This window comes from Mucilaginibacter angelicae (assembly GCF_042434235.1).
Taxonomy (GTDB): domain Bacteria; phylum Bacteroidota; class Bacteroidia; order Sphingobacteriales; family Sphingobacteriaceae; genus Mucilaginibacter; species Mucilaginibacter angelicae.
In genome coordinates this window covers 1-19,087 of sequence record NZ_JBHLTS010000066.1, presented here as the reverse complement: position 1 = coordinate 19,087, position 19,087 = coordinate 1, and the positions used below count along the sequence as shown (strand labels likewise).

14 protein-coding genes are annotated in these 19,087 nt (G+C 42.7%); 8 read left to right on the top strand and 6 right to left on the bottom strand.

Going from position 1 to position 19,087, the window contains the following annotated elements:
• Nucleotides 1-382 precede the first annotated feature (382 nt).
• The gene (locus ACFFGT_RS21085) at nucleotides 383-1,570 is read right to left on the bottom strand and encodes a class I SAM-dependent rRNA methyltransferase (RefSeq protein ID WP_377024491.1); all 1,188 of its coding nucleotides are present in this window, start codon (nucleotides 1,568-1,570) and stop codon (nucleotides 383-385) included.
• A 165-nt stretch (nucleotides 1,571-1,735) separates the two neighbouring features.
• On the opposite strand from ACFFGT_RS21085, the gene ACFFGT_RS21080 reads away from it, so the two are divergent.
• Nucleotides 1,736-2,593, top strand: coding sequence for a DUF2911 domain-containing protein (locus tag ACFFGT_RS21080; RefSeq protein ID WP_377024490.1), 858 nt, complete (start codon nucleotides 1,736-1,738; stop codon nucleotides 2,591-2,593).
• A gap of 97 nt (nucleotides 2,594-2,690) precedes the next feature.
• Here ACFFGT_RS21080 and ACFFGT_RS21075 read toward each other — a convergent pair whose 3' ends face one another.
• The 3 genes from ACFFGT_RS21075 to ACFFGT_RS21065 all read right to left on the bottom strand — a co-directional run bounded on the left by ACFFGT_RS21075 (nucleotide 2,691) and on the right by ACFFGT_RS21065 (nucleotide 7,492).
• Nucleotides 2,691-4,400, bottom strand: coding sequence for a sodium:solute symporter family protein (locus ACFFGT_RS21075; RefSeq protein WP_377024489.1), 1,710 nt, complete (start codon nucleotides 4,398-4,400; stop codon nucleotides 2,691-2,693).
• A 108-nt stretch (nucleotides 4,401-4,508) separates the two neighbouring features.
• Nucleotides 4,509-4,700 (bottom strand): hypothetical protein, encoded by a 192-nt coding sequence (locus ACFFGT_RS21070; protein ID WP_377024488.1) that lies wholly within the window; start codon nucleotides 4,698-4,700, stop codon nucleotides 4,509-4,511.
• Nucleotides 4,701-5,020: 320 nt separating this feature from the next.
• The gene (locus ACFFGT_RS21065) at nucleotides 5,021-7,492 is read right to left on the bottom strand and encodes a PIG-L family deacetylase (protein ID WP_377024487.1); all 2,472 of its coding nucleotides are present in this window, start codon (nucleotides 7,490-7,492) and stop codon (nucleotides 5,021-5,023) included.
• Nucleotides 7,493-7,754: 262 nt separating this feature from the next.
• Between ACFFGT_RS21065 and ACFFGT_RS21060 the strand changes: the two genes are divergently transcribed.
• Genes ACFFGT_RS21060 through ACFFGT_RS21045 form a run of 4 tightly spaced genes read left to right on the top strand, consistent with a single transcriptional unit; the run spans nucleotide 7,755 to nucleotide 12,378 of the window.
• Nucleotides 7,755-8,402, top strand: a complete 648-nt coding sequence (locus tag ACFFGT_RS21060; RefSeq protein ID WP_377024486.1) for a TetR/AcrR family transcriptional regulator — start codon at nucleotides 7,755-7,757, stop codon at nucleotides 8,400-8,402.
• Nucleotides 8,386-9,750 (top strand): TolC family protein, encoded by a 1,365-nt coding sequence (locus ACFFGT_RS21055; RefSeq protein WP_377024485.1) that lies wholly within the window; start codon nucleotides 8,386-8,388, stop codon nucleotides 9,748-9,750. Before ACFFGT_RS21060 ends, ACFFGT_RS21055 begins: the two co-directional genes overlap by 17 nt.
• 23 nt (nucleotides 9,751-9,773) lie before the next feature.
• Nucleotides 9,774-10,829 carry an HlyD family secretion protein gene (locus tag ACFFGT_RS21050; protein WP_377024484.1) on the top strand — a complete coding sequence of 352 codons (1,056 nt, stop codon included), beginning with the start codon at nucleotides 9,774-9,776 and terminating at the stop codon, nucleotides 10,827-10,829.
• Nucleotides 10,830-10,833: 4 nt separating this feature from the next.
• Nucleotides 10,834-12,378 (top strand): DHA2 family efflux MFS transporter permease subunit, encoded by a 1,545-nt coding sequence (locus ACFFGT_RS21045; RefSeq protein ID WP_377024483.1) that lies wholly within the window; start codon nucleotides 10,834-10,836, stop codon nucleotides 12,376-12,378.
• 261 nt (nucleotides 12,379-12,639) lie between these two features.
• On the opposite strand, the gene ACFFGT_RS21040 is transcribed toward ACFFGT_RS21045, so the two are convergent.
• Together ACFFGT_RS21040 and ACFFGT_RS21035 are read right to left on the bottom strand one after the other, a co-directional pair.
• Complete coding sequence (locus ACFFGT_RS21040; protein ID WP_377024482.1) at nucleotides 12,640-13,224, bottom strand: carboxymuconolactone decarboxylase family protein; 585 nt, start codon at nucleotides 13,222-13,224, stop codon at nucleotides 12,640-12,642.
• 213 nt (nucleotides 13,225-13,437) lie between these two features.
• Entirely contained in the window at nucleotides 13,438-13,983 is a 546-nt protein-coding gene (locus ACFFGT_RS21035; protein WP_377024481.1) for a peroxiredoxin, read from the bottom strand.
• A gap of 186 nt (nucleotides 13,984-14,169) precedes the next feature.
• Here ACFFGT_RS21035 and ACFFGT_RS21030 point away from each other — a divergent pair, with 186 nt between their 5' ends.
• The 3 genes from ACFFGT_RS21030 (at nucleotide 14,170) to ACFFGT_RS21020 (ending at nucleotide 18,676) form a co-directional block, all read left to right on the top strand.
• The gene (locus ACFFGT_RS21030; RefSeq protein WP_377024480.1) at nucleotides 14,170-16,080 is read left to right on the top strand and encodes a WG repeat-containing protein; all 1,911 of its coding nucleotides are present in this window, start codon (nucleotides 14,170-14,172) and stop codon (nucleotides 16,078-16,080) included.
• A gap of 71 nt (nucleotides 16,081-16,151) precedes the next feature.
• The gene (locus tag ACFFGT_RS21025; protein WP_377024479.1) at nucleotides 16,152-18,047 is read left to right on the top strand and encodes a WG repeat-containing protein; all 1,896 of its coding nucleotides are present in this window, start codon (nucleotides 16,152-16,154) and stop codon (nucleotides 18,045-18,047) included.
• Nucleotides 18,044-18,676 carry a DUF2306 domain-containing protein gene (locus ACFFGT_RS21020; protein WP_377024478.1) on the top strand — a complete coding sequence of 211 codons (633 nt, stop codon included), beginning with the start codon at nucleotides 18,044-18,046 and terminating at the stop codon, nucleotides 18,674-18,676. Before ACFFGT_RS21025 ends, ACFFGT_RS21020 begins: the two co-directional genes overlap by 4 nt.
• Nucleotides 18,677-19,087 lie beyond the last annotated feature (411 nt).

Below are 19,087 nucleotides of genomic sequence, written 5' to 3'. Positions count from 1 at the left end.
CTTAATTCTTATCCTGTTTTCCATTCGGCACAGCAATGATATAGCGGGTGGTATTAAAACAAGGGTTAAAAAAGGGGTTAATTGGGATAAAATTTCATTAACCGCACAAAAATTAACCGCTTTTTTAAGCGGAGGAGTCAATTGAAGAAAAAAATCGAATAAAAACATATGCTGCCGCGAGTTTAGCGACAGCGAAACTCGTGGTTGATATGCGGCAAGCTTTCAGCTTACATTAAATGTGGTTCAGCTGAAAGCTGAAACCATGGTAACCACAGGTTGGAAACCCGCGGCAGTATTAGTGTACTAAATGCCGAAGGCCTGTTTTGCTTCGCAAAACAGGCCTTCGGCATTAGTTCCCCCTTCAGGGGGTTAGGGGGCGGGGCTAAAACACCCGACAAAGCAATCCTTTCAAATACTCACCTTCGGGGAAGGAAGCACGTACCGGATGATCTTCGGGTTGATGGAACTGGTAAATGAATTGCACTTGCTTACCGGCATCAAGCGCGGCCCAGGCAATTACCTGTTTAAAGGTTTCCATATCCATAGCACCCGAACAGGAATAGGTGGCCAGCAAACCGCCCTCGTTAAGGAGCAGCATGCCTAAACGGTTCAGATCTTTATAAGCCCGTGAAGCGCGGGTTAGCGCCGAGCGTGATGGCGCATATTTAGGAGGATCGAGCACGATAACGTCAAACTTTTCACCCTCGTCCCTAAACTTGCGCAGCTGCACATTCACGTCGGATTTAATGGCTGTATGTTTGGTTCCATCAAGCTTATTCAACCTGATATTTTCGGATAAAGTTTCAATGGCCAGTGCCGAGCTATCAACGCTTGTTACAGATGCCGCACCTTCTTTAAGACTGTTTAAAGTGAACCCACCGGTGTAACAAAAGCAATCCAGCACTTTTTTATCTTTTGCATGCATGGCCAATACATGACGGTTATCACGCTGATCACAGTAAAAGCCGGATTTTTGGCCTTCAGTGATATTGATGCCGTAAACCACATCGTTTTCCAAAACCTCTACCAATTCGGGCGGAGGGCTGCCTGCAAGTACTTTATTCTCCGCCTCGGTCAAACCCTCATGGGCGCGGGAAGCGTTATCACTTTTATCTGAAATGCTTTCGGGGTTAAGCAATTTTTTAAGCTCATCGATAATAACAGGCATTACATTTTGAATACCTGAGGTAAGCACCTGCACGGCTAAATGACCGGCGTATTTATCAACAATGAGTCCGGGTAAATAGTCCGATTCACTGAAGATCAGCCTGCAGGTGTTGGTACCGTTAGCTAAGATGCTGTCCCTGCTTTTAACCGCAGTAGCCACCTTTTGGCGAAACCAGGCTTCATCAACCTGCACATCCTTATTCCATTCCAGCAAACGCAAAGTAACCCTCGATTGATCGTTATAAAAACCATAGGCCATAAATTCGCCCTGTGCATTCAGCAACTGTACCACATCGCCATTGGCGGGCTTACCCTTTACTTTTTCAATCGCTCCCGAAAACACCCAGGGGTGCCTTTGCAGTACGGCTTTTTCTTTACCCTTCTTTAATATAACGTCAATCATGGGTGCAAAGGTAATAAAGCGCTGGTAATTTTAGCTTTGCAGTAACGCCGCCCCTATTTATTACGTATTTATACTGAGGCTTCTAAACCTTGAAAATATTTTTACGTCATACACAATAATATCTGCATTAAAACATTTGGTATCTTAGATTCGAAAACTATAATCATGAAAAAAACTTACGTATTCCTGTTCAGCATGCTGATAGCGTGTTGTTGTTTTAGCTTTAAATTATACGCCCAGGCTATACCCCGCATACCTGAGGCCAGTTCAACTCAAACCATTATCCAGGATTTCGGATTAGGGAAAGTAACCGTTACTTATTCGCGCCCAAATGTTAAAGACCGCAAAATATTCGGCGGTATTATCCCTTACGGCGAAGTTTGGCGCACAGGAGCCAATGCCGCCACAACCATCACCTTTAGTGAAAAAGTTGTTATTGAAGGAAACCCTGTACCTGCAGGCACCTATTCTTTATTCAGCATCCCTACCAAAGGCGAGTGGACTATTATCCTAAATAAGGTTGTAAAACAATGGGGTGCTTACAGCTATAAGCAAGACCAGGATTTTCTTCGCTTCACGATAAAACCTATCCGCGTGAGCGAAAAAAGGGAAACCTTTACCATGGCTTTTGTTAATTCGACCACCAAATCAACCGACCTGGTTTTAGTTTGGGACAAAACCGCCGCATACATCCACATGGAAACCGACGACGATGCCAAAATCACAGCCAATATTGATGAGCTGATGAAGGGCGACCGCAAGCCATACTACTTCAACGCCATACAGTATTATTACGAAAATCATAAGGATGTTGATAAAGCATTAGGTTGGGTTTACGAAGCCGAAAAAATTGAGCCTAAAGGCCCCTGGTATAAGCTATGGGAATCGCGCCTGTTATTGCGTAAAGGTGATAAAGCCGGTGCCATCGCCGCTGCTGAAGCCGGTATAGCCCTGGCCAACGCCGATAAAGATGAGGAATACGCCCGCCTGAACCAGGAAGCGTTAGATCAGGCTAAGCAATAACCCCACCCAACCCTCCCCTGAAGAGGAGGGCTTTAAAATATAAAGCTCCGTTCCCTATAGGAAACGGAGCTTTTCTTTTGATATGATCGATATAAATTCAGGAAGCCTCCCCAACCGGGTGAGATTTAGATGGAGTTGCCGCACTGATTAACATCGCTATCAGGATCACCAAAATAGCCCCTATTGCGTTCAGCCATAAATAAGCGATAACATTAAAATAACCTAACAAACAAATGATGGCCTCGGTAATAATAGCAGCTATAAATACTGCAGTGCCATTTATTTTTTTGAGGTAGAAAGCTACAATGAATACCCCAAGGATGGTTCCATAAATATAGGAGCCTAACTGGTTTACGGCTTCGAGCAGGTTACCGATACGACTGGCGTATAATGCCATCCCAATACAAACCAGGCCCCAAAATACTGTTGCCAGGCGCGATGCATTTAAATAATTTTGATCGGTAGCACCGGGGTTAATGATCCGTTTATAAATATCAACCACACTTGTTGAAGCCAGCGAGTTTAAGGCACTTGCCGTTGAGCCCATAGACGCCAGGAAAATAATAGCGATAAGCAAGCCTATCAATCCTTTAGGCAGATATTGGGTGACAAAGGTGAGGAATATGTAATTGGTATCATTATCATCGGCCTTGGGGTTGTTCTTTTTCATCAGTTCAATGGCGTTTTGCCTGATGATGCGGGCCTGGATATCGGCTACCTTTAACTGGTCCTGCGCGTGGTTTATGCGGTCTTCATTTTTACTGTCGATAGCTTTTACCAGCTCGCTGGCTTTGATCTTTTTTTGCTCAAAAGCCTGGGCATATTGCTGGTCGAGGTAATTATATTGTGTAGCGTAATTGCTGCTCTTGATTTGCTTAACCTCGTACTGGTTAAAAAACATCGGCGGGCGGTTAAACTGGTAAAACGCAAATACCAGTACCCCTATCAGCAGAATCAGGAACTGCATTGGGATCTTGATCAATCCGTTCATGATAAGCCCAAGGCGGCTTTGCCCTACCGAGCTTCCGGTTAAATAACGCCCAACCTGGCTCTGATCGGTACCGAAATAAGAAAGCTGCAAGAAAAAACCACCAATTAATCCGCTCCAGAGCGTATAGCGGTTATTAGGGTCAAATTTCCAGTCTATCACATTCATCCTGCCCATTTTGCCGGCCATTTTGAGCGAGCTCATGAAGCTTACATTACCCGGCAGCAGGTAAACCACCAGTATACCGGCCAAAAACATCCCCATAAAAATAATGCTCATTTGAAGCAGCTGGGTGTATGACACCGCTTTGCTGCCACCATAAACCGTATACACAATTACCAAGCCACCTATAAAAAGCGTGGTGTAAATGGTATTGATATTTAATATGGTTGAAAGGATGATAGAGGGAGCGTAAATGGTAACGCCGGTTGAAAGTCCCCGTTGCACCAAAAACAGGAACGACGTAAGCGCACGGGTTTTCAGATCAAAACGCTGCTCCAGGAACTCGTAAGCGGTATAAACTTTAAGGCGATGAAAAATGGGAACGAAGGTGATACAAAGCACAATCATGGCCAGCGGCAACCCAAAATAAAACTGCACAAAGCGCATCCCATCGGTATAAGCCTGGCCAGGCGCCGAAAGAAAAGTAATAGCACTGGCCTGTGTAGCCATTACCGATAAACCCACATGGTACCAGGGCAATGAGCGGCTGCCCATCAAAAACTGGTCGATATTTTTATTACTGCCGCTTTTCCATATACCATACAGCACTATAGAGAATATGGTAAGCCCTAAAACAATCCAGTCGGTTAAACTCATTCAAAGAATTTGGTAATGAGCCAGAATACTAAAACTAAAAAAACCAGCCACGCGACAACAATGCCGTAAAACTGGTTCCAATTTTTTATAAATGAGGGGAGGTCAGGATCAGGCCTCTTCATTACGGCCACGAACTAACACGGCGATATATGCAGCAGCAGTTAACAAACCTAAAACACCACCTACAAAAATCCAGGTAAAGCCTTTTTCAATAATACCGCCTACAAATAAGCCTGAAACTAATCCTACTAAGTAGTATATGTAATCAAAGTTTTCTTTTTCTTCTTTATGGTGTCCCATGATGTTGTGTATATGATTGCAGCAAAAATAAGTGATTAATTGAATTTTACCAACTGTTTATTTTGTAAAAGGATTGTGCTGTTTTAAAAGTTAATTTCAATGACAAATGAGTATGGTTTTGTGCTTCATTGGCTCGTTATCACCCTCCTTTAGCGCAAGTCTTGTGGGCCGGATCATGTGGGCGGATGACTTGTGCTTTGACAGGCACAAGTGAGCCCTCCCACAAACAACCGCACAACACTTGCGCCAGCATGAGAGCATCCCCACAAACAACCGCACAACACTTGCGCCAGTATGAGTAAATTGAGCCGAGAGAGATATCAATTTGTACCGCTTGTCGCTTTCGGCTTACTCAACAAGTTAATAAACAATCTGTAAGCCCCCGGCACGCCGGCAGGCAGTTCCCTGAAAAATGCCAGCGAGGTGTATACAAACCTCCCTTTGCCGTAATCACCAACTATTAATGATCCGTTAAGCGGCTCTTCGCCTTTATCGTGCATTTGCAAAATGGCTTTGTACTGCGGATCGATATTGCTTACGTAATACAAACCACGCTCCTGGATCCAGCCATTGAAATCATCGCTGGTTATTTTGTTGGGATAGTTCAATACCGGGTTTTGCTGATCCAAAACAGTTATTTCGGCATTTTCATCGGTAACCCTCCTGTTCACTACGGTGAAAGGATAAGGGCCTATTTGTTTTACTACTATGCCGTTGTTGTTATTATACTGAACCACCAGGTTACCGCCGTTCTTTACATACTCCATTAGTTTGGGTTGCTGGTAAGCGAGGCGGTCGTTCACGTTATAAGCGCGTACCCCGGTAACTATGGCATCATATCCTGACAAATCACCGTTCATTACCTCGTTTTCAGTTAGCATATGTACTTCATAACCTACCTGGCGCAAAGCCTCGGGCATCTGGTCGCCGGCACCGGCAATGTAGCCTATCTTCTTTCCATTATTTTTCAGGTCGAGGTAAACAAGCTTTGTTTGTGCGGGCGGGAACAGCGTAATAGCCGGCACGTGATCATACCTGATGCGGCGAAGACTGAGTGAAAACGGTTTACCGTTAGCGTTAACCACTGCTTCCAGGTCGGTCGTTTTAGTTTTGCCCTCGGTTGGGGTAACTGTAAATGCTACCGACCATTCATCATTTTTATCTTTATTGGTAAAGTCTATCTTTTCGGGGCTTATTTTCCAGCCGGCTGCAGGTTTAAGACTGATGGTACCGCTTGCTTTGGTAAAACTTTTCAGGTTTATCAATACCGTTTGTGCCTGCTGTGTGCTGAAAATGTAATCCTTATTATCAATATTTGCCGTAACGGGCGGTGTTATTTCAATAGGCTGATAAACCTCTCCCCTAACCGGGTCGACATATTTGTATAAAATCCGACGGTCAATGTTAATAGGCTTGCCTTCCACAATAAACTGGAAAGTAACTTTTGGCAGATCGGGGTTTTCAGGGTTACCTGCAAGTGTATTATCTGGCAGGGTATAAACACCAATCGGGTGCGGTGCAGCCAGCCAATACGGTTGGGTAAGCTTTGAAGCTACCATATTATCCTCAAACGTTTGCAGTTGGTTGGTTGGCAAAACCTTACTATTCAGGTTTAAGGTATTGTCGGCATTAATAACACTATTGATCTTCACCTTGTAATTAAACCGGTTGATCACTTGTTCACGTAAACTCATTTTATCGCCTAATGCATACGTTGGCTCAGTAGCATAAGCCTCAAACCAAAGCCCGGCGCATGCAGCAATCAGGTTGTTCAGTTCTTTCGTTTTCTGTTCGCGCCAATAGGTATCCGGCACTTTTTCCACTTTCATCAACAATTGAACCAATGCAGGAAGCGATTTTTCGGGGGCCTCGCTGATAAAATTACGGTTGATCACTCCTATTAAGGTCGAGATCGCTTCACCATCTTTAACCCGTTTCCAGGTGGTGTTAACACCATCCATCAGGTCGTTTTGCGGAGCATCGCCTAAAATGGTTTTAAAAAATTCGTACGATTCGCCGCGTTGTTTGGCCGAGCCAAAACCCTGCGTTTTATGGTTACTGCGGCTTTCGGCTGCTATTTCACCGTAGCCCTTACCTAAGGTGGTGTTATAAACACCAACATCTATCTTAAACTGATCGGCTGCGGTGGTATTGGTGCTGCCAAAGTTAAAAGTGTTCCACATCAGGCGTTTGGCCTGCCATGGTTTTACATATTGCAATTGCTCAGGGTAACGGTTTGGATCGGCTGCGGCTGTAAAAGCTTCCTGGGCTAATATGGCCGATGAAGTATGATGGCCATGGCCGCCCTCGCCTGTAGTAGGGAAACGGCAAATGATCACATCGGGCCTGAACTTGCGGATCACCCAAACTACATCGCCCAATACTTTCTCTTTATCCCAGATCTTCAGTGTTTCTTCCGGCCCTTTTGAAAAGCCGAAATCGTTGGCGCGGGTAAAAAACTGTTCAGCGCCGTCAATGCGGCGGGCAGCCAGTAGTTCCTGGGTACGGATCAAACCCAGCAGCTCACTTTGCTCATTGCCTATCAGGTTTTGCCCCCCATCACCGCGGGTGAGTGACAGGTAACCGGTACGATAATGTTTTTCCTGCGCCAGGTAGGCCAGCAGGCGGGTGTTTTCATCATCAGGGTGCGCCGCTACATACAACACGCTGCCCAGCACATCAAGCTTTTTTAAATTTTGCTGGATAGTGCCGAGATCAGTAGGCGGATTGGTTTGGGCTTTTGATAAAACAGTTGCAAACAGGAATACTGCAATGAGGTGGATACGCTTCATAACGACAAATATATTGAAAGAAAGATATTCTGTATTTCCTGTATCAACAATATAACAAAACGATTACTGTGACCATCAATCTGTTAAGATTTTCAAGGGTTAACATTAAATGTTTCAACAAATACTTTCAATTATTACAATTTTTTTAAGCATCGCAAACAAATCTGTCATTCGATGGTAATCTTAATCAACCGATTAACTTTTTCTGCTTCAACCCGATACGCTTAATCAATCGTTTGATTAATTTTGTGCCGTTAAAACAATGGAAAAAGATAAAATAGATAAAAAAGACCACATCCTCGACATAGCCGAAAAGGTATTCGCGGATCTTGGTTATGACGGTGCCTCCACCCGTACCATATCAGGCGAAGCCGGTGTAAACATGGCTATGCTCAATTACTATTTTGGATCAAAAGAAGGGCTTTTCCTCGCAATTTTTAAACGAAAGATCGATTCATTCCGTACGCTGCTGCAAAACATCGGCAATGACGACAGCATATCAGCCTGGAATAAACTGGATAAATGTATTGATAACTACGTTGAGCGCATTATTGCCAATAACTGTTTTCAAAAGCTCATCAACAGGGAAGTATCCATGAATAAACGCGGCGACCTTACCGATAAGATCATCGAAATATTGATGGTAAACGTATACGAAGTAAAAAGGATCATGGAAGAGGGCGTTAACAGCGGCCAGTTTAATAAAGATGCCGATATCCCTTTGGTCATAGCCACCCTTTTTGGCACAAAAAATTATATAATTAACATGCCGCAGATATCATCGTTAATACTGGGACATGATATTCGTGATGAAAAGTTTATGGAAAATGAACTGAAACCACGCGTAAAAACATACATGAAAAGACTTTTAAAAGCTTATTTAGTTAATGAACATGACAACTCCAAATAACAAAACCAATCACCTTAAACTATTAAAGCAGGTGTTACGGCCCGTTTTGCGCGGCAGTATCGCCCTCATGGTTTTAAGCCTGCCTTTTGCAGCCAGCGCACAAGACAGGACAATCACACTTGATGAAGCCATCAAACTGGGCCTCGACAACAGCAAAACTTTAAAACTATCGCACTCGAAAGTTGAGCAGGCTGTTTCTCAATATAACCAGGCGAAAGACGAAGCTTTGCCAACAGGTAAAGTGAGCTATGGTTACAATCGCGCCCAGATACCTGCTAACAGACTGGCCCTTGGTTCTGAAAGCTTTAACCTGCCATCGCACGCCGATGCGTATTTAGGTATCCTAACCTTAAACCAAACCATATTTGGCGGTAATAAATTGAAATACGCCCGCCAATCTACCGACTTGCTTACCCAGGTTGCCCGTTTGGATATTGAAAATGATAAAGACGAGGTAGTTTATGATATCATCAGCTCGTACTATAACCTTTACAAGGTACTGCAAAGCAAAAAGGTAGTGGCTCAAAACCTTACTACTGTTGACGGGCAGATTAAACAGGCACAGCGCTTTTTTGACCAGGGTTTGGTAACCAAGAACGATGTGTTGCGCTTTCAACTACAGCGCTCAAACATTGAGGTTAATGGTGTTGACCTGGAAACTAACCGCCGTATCATCAACTACAATCTTAACGTGTTGTTGGGCTTACCAGAAGGTACACAGTTAAACATCGATCAGATTACCGAGGCTGACAGGCAAGTTGCTCCATTGACATCATACCTTGACAGCGCGATGGCTGCCCGCCCCGAGTTTAAACAGTTTGCCTTACGCAGCCGTGTTGCCGAAACCAATACTAAAAGCATTAAAGCAAACGAACTGCCTACGGTAGGTGCATCAGCTGCTGCTTATTATGTTGACGTGAGCGCTAATCCGATACCTAAAAGCGGTAATTTTATCACCCCTATATCGGTAGGCTTAACAGTATCATGGAACTTCAGTTCCCTTTGGACCAATAAGAATAAGGTTACCGAAGCTAAGATCCAGGAGCAGCAGGTTGAGATTAACAAAGGCATCACTACTGACAGGATAAAAGACGAAGTGAACCAAAGCTATCAGAGCTATACCCAGGCGCTTGAAAAGATCAAACTTTTACAAACAGCTATTGACCAGGCAGGTGAAAACAACAAGATCCTGGAATCAAAATACAAAAGCAATATAGCATCAGCTACAGACAGGGCCGATGCAGAAACCCTGCTTTACCAGGCACAGATCAACCTTGAGCTGGCTAAAGCCGATGCAGGCCTTGCTTACTATACTTTACAAAAATCAACAGGAAAAATCAACAAATAATTATACCAAACCTTTTAAATAAAATGGCAAAGGAACAAGAAACAACGGAACAACCGAAAAAGAAAAACAAAGTTATCCCCATCATATTAGGCATAGTACTTATTGGCGGCGTAATTTTCGGTATAAAAGAATATATCTACTTCAGTAAACACATTGATACTGATGATGCGCAGATCGACGGCGATATCAGCCCCGTAGTTGCCCGCGTTGGCGGATATGTTGATTCAATTTATTTTGAAGAAAATACCCACGTAAATGTTGGTCAGCCGCTGGTTAAAATTGATGACCACGATTATAGAATAAAAGTAGAGCAAGCCCAGGCTGCACAGGTAGGCGCAAGCGCAGGTATTGGTGTAAACCAGTCACAGATCTTCGCTAACCAGGCAAATTCAGCTGGCGCTAAAGCCCAGGTTGCATCAAACGCGGCACATTTAGAAAAAGTGCAGAAAGATTATGACCGTTATGCCAACCTGGTAAAAGACGGATCAGTAACCCAACAACAATTTGACCAGGCCAAAGCCGATCTGGATGTTGCAAAAGCAAACTACAAAGCATCACAAGATCAGTATAAAGCCGCTGTTGAGCAAATTGGTACAACCCGTAGCCAGTTAGCCGTTACACATACAGGCGTATCACAAAAGCAGGTTGATATTGATTATGCAAAACTTCAGTTAAGCTATACCCAGGTAAAATCACCTGCAAGTGGTTTGGCATCTAAAAAGAATGTACAATTAGGTCAGCTGGTACAGGCTGGTCAAACATTGTTCTCAATTGTTAATGACAACAGTCTTTACATTACTGCCAACTACAAAGAAACACAGCTTACCGATATCAAAAATGGTTTAAAAGTAGAGATTGAAGTTGATGCTTACCCTGATATGAAACTGGAAGGCGAAGTTTATAATTTTTCACCTGCTACAGGCGCTAAATTTTCATTGCTTCCTCCGGATAATGCTACCGGTAACTTCGTAAAGGTTGTACAACGTGTGCCTATCAAAATTAAAATTAACGGCACTAAAGAGGAGCTTGCAAAATTACGCCCGGGTATGAGCGTAAACGTATCAGTAATTAAAGGATAATACTATGGCTGAAACTGGCTTTAAAAAGTGGATCATCACCATTACGGTGATCACAGCTTCGTTACTGGAGCTGATAGATACCACTATCGTTAACGTGGCGCTGCCTCACATACAGGGTAACCTTGGTGCAACCCTTGAGGATGTGGCCTGGGTAGTTACCGGCTATGCGGTAGCAAACGTGATCATATTGCCCATGTCGGGTTGGCTGGGCGGCCGTTTTGGGCGTAAAAATTATTTCATGACATCCATTATCGTGTTTACCATTGTATCGTTTTTATGTGGTAACGCACACAGTATGGATGAGCTGGTACTGTTCAGGATATTACAGGGTATTGCCGGCGGCGGGTTGATCTCGACCGCGCAGGCCATATTGCTTGAAACCTGGCCACGCGAACAAATTGGTACAGCAACAGCCCTTTTCGGTCTTGGCGCGGTAGTAGGCCCAACTGTAGGCCCTACTATTGGTGGCTGGATAGTTGAAAACTATTCATGGCCATGGATCTTTTATGTAAATATCCCGGTAGGAGCGCTGGCGGCATTTTGCACATATACCTTTGTGCGCGAAACACCCAAGGATGCCAAAGGCAAACCGGTTGACTGGTGGGGTATCGTGCTGCTGGCTATTGCTGTAGGCAGCTTACAAACCGTACTTGAAAAAGGCGAAAGTGAAGACTGGTTTGCAAAACCTTACATCCTGATATTAACCATATCGGCAGTGTTAGGAACCATATTATTTATATGGCGCGAGATGAGCACGGAGCACCCGATAGTGAATTTCGGCATCCTGCGGCACCGGAGTTTTGCCGTGGGGATGTTTACGTCCTTCATACTCGGGTTTGGTTTGTATGGTTCGGTGTTCGTATTCCCGGTGTTTTGTCAAAACCTGCTTGGCTTTAACGCCCAGCAAACCGGCGAGTTGCTGTTTCCCGGTGGTTTGTGTACAATTGTCATGATGCCTTTTATAGGTAAGATGCTTAATAAAGGCATCCCGGCTCAATTTATGGCCACAGCGGGCATGTTCCTGTTTTATGTGTTTACACATATGCTGAGCGGCTCAACGCTGGCTACAGGCGAAAAAGACGTGTTGGTTCCTTTATTGATCCGTGGTGTGGGTATGGCTTTGTTATTCGTGCCGCTTACCACACTTGCCATGGCCGACCTTAAAGGGCCGGAATTAGGCCAGGGATCCGGTTTGAACAACATGATGCGCCAGTTAGGTGGTTCGTTTGGTATTGCAACGCTTACTACGCTTATCCATATCCGCCAGGGTGTGCACCGTAATAACCTGCTGGTAAATATCAATCCATACAATAATCCTTTTAATGATCGCCTGCATACGCTTACACAAGGCTTTATGGCAAAAGGCAAATCAATTATGGATGCCACTCATATGGCTTACCAGGCAATTGAGGGAATGGTTACAAGGCAAACCTTGTTGTTAACATATGATGATGCTTATTGGATATCAGGCCTCGTGATGTTGTTTTCGATACCGCTGCTTTATTTGCAGCCGTTCAAAAAGCTGAAGGCCGTTGCTGATTCGCACTAAAATGATAAAAGCCGTTCCACTATTACCGGAACGGCTTTCCCCAAAAAAAATTAACAATTAAAATTTAAGTTACTCCCCCCGGAGGAACAATTGTTTTTAGCAAAAGTATTGTGACCGGGGTTTGTTTAATCTTAAGGTATAAATTTACTGGTTTTTAATTTATAATCGCAAATTTAATTCTGTAATAAAATACTATTTATGAAAAAGGCATGAAATTTTATTATTTCATGCCTTTTTTATTGTTTTAATAAATTAAGCTTGCTAAAATATTACTTTACCTGTAGCTGTAACTAAGGATGCTATGCGTACAGCATCAAAAATACGCTCTTCGGTGGTGCCTAATTTTATAAGCGAATCCTCATGTGCGTTCACACACATCTCGCAACCGTTAACTGCCGATACAGCTAAACTGGCCAGTTCAAAAAACTCCTTACCTGTTACGGGCTTCATCATTAGCTGCATCCGGATCCGCGCCGGGATCTGGGTGTATTTTTCTTTTTGGGTAAAATGCCTGAAACGGTAAAATATATTGTTTGATGCCAGCAATGACGCGCAACCAACGGCCTCGCCAATTTCAGCATCGGTAGCTTCACTTTCTTTAGCGTATTTGGTAAAGTAGTTGGTAAGCGGCAAATTGTTATTGTTAACTGCGGTAGCCAAACCCAACAATGCACATTCTTTATTGCTTAAATGTGCCGAGGTAAGGGTGCTGGTAAAGTTCAGTTTTAAATCACGCAGGTAGCGTGATTCGCCTGTTTCCAATAAGCTTAGGCTTACGGTACGGTAATTAATATCTAATCCGATACTTTGTAGTATCTCCTGGATTACTTCGGTACTTTCGTTCATGATTTTCGGGATTGAGTTTTTTATCTCCCTCAAAGATTATCCTGTAGAGACGCATAATTGCGTCTCCCGCATGCAAATCAAGAGTGAAACTTTGAAAAACGGTTTGTCCTACGGGAGACGCAATTATGCGTCTCCACGTACAAAACCGCTTAAATAGGGTGTAAAAAATCCCCGCACCGAAATCCAGTACGGGGACAATTATCTGTTGTATGATTATACAGTTAAAGTTTCCTGACCTTTTTCCCAGTTGCAAGGGCAAAGCTCGTCAGTTTGCAAACCGTCAAGTACACGTAATACTTCTTTAACGTTACGGCCTACGCTCAGGTCGTTAACACATACCCAACGGATAATACCGGTAGGATCGATAATGAAAGTAGCACGGTAAGCGATTTTTTCAGTTGGTTCTAAAATACCCAGGTCTTCGGCTAATGATTTTGAAGTATCAGCAAGCATAGGGAATTTAAGACCACGCAAATCGTCATGATCCCTTCTCCAGGCAGCGTGAACAAATTCAGAATCGGTAGAAGCACCGATCAAACGGGTTTCACGGTCGCGGAACTCGCCGTAATTATTGTTAAACTCAGCAATTTCAGTAGGGCAAACAAAAGTGAAATCTTTTGGCCACCAGAACATTACAGTCCAAACGTTGTCATCGTTGGTTAAATACTCAGAAGTAAGGGTTTCAAACTCTTTACCTTTTTCAAGGCTTACTACTGCTGTTTTAGAAAATTCGGGGAATTTTTGTCCTATCGTTAACATATTTTGATATTTCTTTTAATGTTTATGCAAATATAAAAATTTCAAGCCGCACCCCGAATACTTATAATCAATGATGTATAGATTTTAACTATATATTTAACATACAATATAAACAATATTTATCATGCTATTTATAAGGATTTTAGCCCGTTTTCGCTATTTCAAAAAATGCATTATCTTGGTTGCATGAAAACCAAACCTATCCTCATTATTGCAGTTTCTGTTATTATTCTGGCTATCGGCGGCTACTTTCTGTTCAAAAAAAAGAGCATGTCTTCTCCCAGGCAAAGTGATATAACCCAATTCCTGAAAAATTTTAACCGGCAAGTGGCTAAAGGTAACCGCGACTCGTTGTTCAGTTATTTTGCAGGTAACCAAAAAGGCGAACCTTTAAACCGGCTGCTTACCGCCCTGATCAATAAAACTAAAAATCCTGAAGTTTCCTTTAAGCTTGAACTAAATGTTGATCAAAGCACTATTACATTTACCGATCAAATGCTTGCCACAGCAGTTGTGCCGGTAACTTTTAGCGACGATCATCTAAGCAGCAAACTAAGCTCTTTGACTTTCACCATTCAAAAGAACGAATACAACAGATATAAAATATACCAGGTTGACGGAACAAGCTTTATGACTGATTATATGGCGTATAAAAGCAGTGCCTGGCAAAAAAACTATAGTGACAAAGAAATTTATAGTCCTGCAACCTTAAAGGCATTTGCCGATGCATCAAACTTAAAAACCAGGTATGATAGCGTAGTTTGGTTTAGCCATATTAAAGATCAAACCTATTTTTACGTAGTAAAAGGAAAATGGAACTTTTTTGAACAGATCGAACAGCCAAAAGATACCTCTACAACCTATAAAATGGGGTTGGCAGGCCCCGATTATAAAGAGATCATCCCGGCAGATTATGATCTTGTACATACTATCGGAGGCACCTTCCCTAATCTTATCGAAGTAGAAAAAGATCATAAACGGGGCTTTTATGACCTGACCGGAAAAATTGTAATACCGGTTGAATATGACCAGGTATTTCCGCTGAATGACAGCGAAAACATTGCTGCCATGAGGAAAGGTGATGATTATTTCTGGCTAAAAAGCGATTACACCATTTCGGAAAAAGCAGACATCCGCGTTAGCGATATCTTCAGTAAACTTAAACAACCACCTTCGTTCACTTTAAACCAAAGCCCGGCCGGAGGCATCACCGAGTTCAACTCAAAAGAACAGCATGGCGCCATTTACATTCCCCCTTCATACCTTGTTGACCTTAAACTGATTGAAGAAGTTAAGGAGTTTAAAAACCCATTGCGGAACCATGTTTATTTTGAAGAATCAAGCAGTCAATACATTGTAAAAGCCAAGGCCCTCCCTGTAAATGCCACTGCAGCAAGCAGCGATAACTGGATACAAAGCGCTTATTACTCCATTCGTGATTATTTTATAGGTGGCCGCATCTCATTTTACGATAGTAATAACATGGTGCTCATCGATAATAAAAACAATAAGCTATATGGTTACAACATCCGTACAAATATTAACACCGAAGAAGGAGGAGGCGAATTCAGCGGGCGGTGCAACGAATTTAGCATAAACCCCATCAGTGATTCATTATTGGAAGTAAAAGCAACTTCTGTTGCCAATATTGAACTATATAACAATACGTATCTTAACGAACTGCCTGTATTTCACTTATTAAAGATTCAAAACGGAAAAGTGGAAGAAAGCATGAATACAAAAAGGATCTTTGCCTTTACCAAATTCCTCAAAATGGATAATCATTTTATTGAGGGCTGCTATGTGTGCTATAAAAGGAACGATGCCAACTGGACGTATACAATGACCAGTAGCGGGGCAATTTCACCAGAAGTGCTGAGGTACATGAAAAATGAGATTTACGCCGACTATAATTACAAATTTAAAGACAAACGCTGGACCGATATTTTCACACAACAATTTTACAGCCGCTATAAACCTGTCAACGCCAGTGTTCAGGATTCCCTTACAGAGATAGATAAATATAATATTCAGTGGATAGATCAGAAGCTGAAAAGCCTGCCTGCAATAAAACCAAATGTGCTTGCAGCAAAATAATTACCATAAATCATATAAAAAAGGCACCTTTAGGGGTGCTTTTTTTATACAACCCAATTAATGCCGATAAAATGAAAACCAAACCTTTACTAATCACATTAACCGTGTTTTTGATTACCCTTGGAGGTATTTTCTTTGCCGGATGCAAGCACCAGGCAAGCGGCGATAAGGAAAATGTAATTCGATTTTTGAACGACTTTAACCGTCATGCTAAAGCCGGCGATATCGATTCACTGCAACAGTTTTTTGAAACCGATAAAAATAGTAAAGCGATAACATTGCTCATTAAAGTTTTATCCGGAAAAACCAACCTGGGCGGCAAAGCTATGCCCCTGTTCAGGACAGAGCTTAACTTTACGGACAACGACATTACGTTTACCGGCAATGATTTAGCCAAGGCATTTGTAAAAGTTAATTTTAGCGGTGATAATGTACCAGTTAAATTATCGGCCATAACATTTACCATTCACAAATTGAGCGATGGACAATTCAAGATCATCAGCGTAAGTGCCGATCGTTTTAGACGTGATTACCTGGCCTATCAAAAGAAAATAGCCGGCAAATCGTTAGCGGATAAGGATGTGTATGAGCCGATAACCCTTGCCGCCTTTAAAACCGCCGATCAATTGAAAACACGTTATGATAGCGTTTTATGGTTTGAGCATGTAAACAAGCAAACCTACTTCTATGTGATAAAAGGTGTTTTAAACCGTAATTTTTACTACCCGGACTCCATTCCTGGTAAACCCACTTACAAAATGGGGCTTATAAGTCCGTCATTAAAGGAGATCATTCCACCGGCTTACGACCTGATCCATAACATTGGCGGAACATTAAACGGCTTCGTAGAGGTTGAGCTTGGCAAAAACAGGGGCTTATATGACCTTAATGGCAAAGCTGTGGTACCGGTAATATATGACCAAATTTATCCGCTGAATAATGATGGCGATAACCTGGCACTGCTAAAAAAAGATGCCGATTACTTTTACCTGAAAAAAGACCTCAGCATAACAGATAAACTAACTGATTTCAAAATAGCCGATGAGCTTTCCAAAATCAAAACCTTCGGCTCGTCATTTGATCTTTCGGATAAAAGTTCAAAAAACATTATGGAATACAATGACCGTGAAAGCACTAATTGTATTGTGATCCCGCCATCGTACCTGGCCGACTGGAAAATAGTACCTGCCTACATCGATTTTCAAAATCCTTTACGCAAACGCGTGCAAAGCATGAATGAAGATGGTGAAGGCGATGTTGACATGTCGATAAGTTTTACCGGTACACAAAAGCAGGATAGCAGCTGGTTTAAAAGTGCCTTTTATTCGCTGGTGGGCAATTATCTTGGGGCCAGGGGTGGTTTATATACCGAGAAAAAGCTGGTAGTGGTTGATAAAAGGACAAACCGGGTAATGGGTTTCAGCGCCCAAACATATTACGGACGGGCCGAAGGCGGCGGTTATTTATCGGGGGCCTGCAATGAAAATTCTTTAAAGGCAATTAGTGATTCACTTATTGAATTTAAAACTACAGCAAATATCGAAAGGGCCGGAATTATTGAAGGCCCCTACTATCATTACCTGCAAATTAAAAACGGCAAACTGGTTCCATTACCGGGCAAAAGGATATTTGGCTTTACACAGTACGTTAAAATGAATGATTCATATTTGCAGGGATGCTATTTGCTGGGTGCCCCTAATGACCGGGACAGTAAAGGCGTACGCGCTGATAATTTACCAACCAGCGTTTTACAATATATGAAGAATGAGATCTACGCTTCATACCAGTATAAATTTAAAAGCGAACAATGGAACGATGCATTTAATGATCAGTTTGAAAGGTACAACGGAGGCAACCTCAGTAATGTTGACGATTCATTAACTGCCATTGATAAATTCAACATCAACTTCCTGGTTAAAAAACTTAGCAGCACCAAGATAAAAACCAATACTTTAGCCGCCAAATGAGCATTACAGGCCGCATATTAAGATATTTTGCCTTTTTCTGGGTGTTTATACTCTGTGCCGGCACATTTGTTCAGTACTGGAATTTTAATCACGACTCCTACTTTTTGCACATTAAGGAAGCTGCGATTAAAACCGGCTGGTACCTGCCTGCTTTTTATTGCCATATTATAGGCAGCAGCGTGATCCTGCTGGCAGGCTTTTTCCAGTTTTCAAAAAAGGTATACAATAATAAACCGCTGCACCGCGCATTAGGAAAACTATATGTACTCGGCGTGCTGTTTTTTGCAGCGCCGGGTGCGTATGTGATGACGCTTTTTATAAACCGCGGTACAGGTGTGTTTATCTCCTTCCTCCTGCAAAATACGCTTTGGGTAGTATTTACCTTAGCAGCGTTCCTGCTGGTTAAAAATGGCCGCATTGACGATCATATAAAAATGATGAACCGAAGCTATGCCCTCGCCTTCGGCGCTGTTACTTTGCGTTTTTACATCTGGCTGTTTACCGTTTTAGGGAACGGCGTAAATTTTCATAATAACTACCTCATCATTGCCTTTTTAAGCTGGGTGCCTAATTTGATTTTGGCCGAGGTTATAAATAGATATGGGAAAAGGCCGGTTGTAGTTGGGTGAAGGAAGGGGCCTGTCAGTCTGAGCCTGTCGAAGACTCGCGCGCAGAGGCCTGCCCACTATGCTTCGATAGGCTCAGCATGACCCATTTTTTATTTTTCATGGACGGATAGCGAAGGATCTTCTTCGACATGCTTAGCGGCAATGCAGGGCGAAGGTGCCCGGTGAAGAAGATGCTTCACTATCGTTACCCATGACAAAAAGGCTATAAAACAAAACCGTCATTGCGAGGCACGAAGCAATCCCCAATAAGCAGAGCGGCTTTATAGGTTGGCCCTGTATAGTTTGGGATTGCTTCGTACCTTATAATGACGTGCAAGTAATTGGTTCATAATCAAGCTGCATTTTGAAGTGTAAGCCCGAGTTTTTGCGCTTCTTTTTGCAGACGAGCGATCTTTCTTGCCTTTTGTACCT

Bases quoted from the DNA above. Each gene is read 5' to 3' on its own strand.
- ACFFGT_RS21065 (WP_377024487.1), bottom strand. From the start codon at position 7,492: ATGAAGCGTATCCACCTCATTGCAGTATTCCTGTTTGCAACTGTTTTA.
- ACFFGT_RS21085 (WP_377024491.1), bottom strand. From the start codon at position 1,570: ATGATTGACGTTATATTAAAGAAGGGTAAAGAAAAAGCCGTACTGCAA.
- ACFFGT_RS21025 (WP_377024479.1), top strand. From the start codon at position 16,152: ATGAAAACCAAACCTTTACTAATCACATTAACCGTGTTTTTGATTACC.
- ACFFGT_RS21070 (WP_377024488.1), bottom strand. From the start codon at position 4,700: ATGGGACACCATAAAGAAGAAAAAGAAAACTTTGATTACATATACTAC.
- ACFFGT_RS21080 (WP_377024490.1), top strand. From the start codon at position 1,736: ATGAAAAAAACTTACGTATTCCTGTTCAGCATGCTGATAGCGTGTTGT.
- ACFFGT_RS21030 (WP_377024480.1), top strand. From the start codon at position 14,170: ATGAAAACCAAACCTATCCTCATTATTGCAGTTTCTGTTATTATTCTG.
- ACFFGT_RS21045 (WP_377024483.1), top strand. From the start codon at position 10,834: ATGGCTGAAACTGGCTTTAAAAAGTGGATCATCACCATTACGGTGATC.
- ACFFGT_RS21075 (WP_377024489.1), bottom strand. From the start codon at position 4,400: ATGAGTTTAACCGACTGGATTGTTTTAGGGCTTACCATATTCTCTATA.
- ACFFGT_RS21040 (WP_377024482.1), bottom strand. From the start codon at position 13,224: ATGAACGAAAGTACCGAAGTAATCCAGGAGATACTACAAAGTATCGGA.
- ACFFGT_RS21050 (WP_377024484.1), top strand. From the start codon at position 9,774: ATGGCAAAGGAACAAGAAACAACGGAACAACCGAAAAAGAAAAACAAA.
- ACFFGT_RS21035 (WP_377024481.1), bottom strand. From the start codon at position 13,983: ATGTTAACGATAGGACAAAAATTCCCCGAATTTTCTAAAACAGCAGTA.
- ACFFGT_RS21020 (WP_377024478.1), top strand. From the start codon at position 18,044: ATGAGCATTACAGGCCGCATATTAAGATATTTTGCCTTTTTCTGGGTG.
- ACFFGT_RS21060 (WP_377024486.1), top strand. From the start codon at position 7,755: ATGGAAAAAGATAAAATAGATAAAAAAGACCACATCCTCGACATAGCC.
- ACFFGT_RS21055 (WP_377024485.1), top strand. From the start codon at position 8,386: ATGACAACTCCAAATAACAAAACCAATCACCTTAAACTATTAAAGCAG.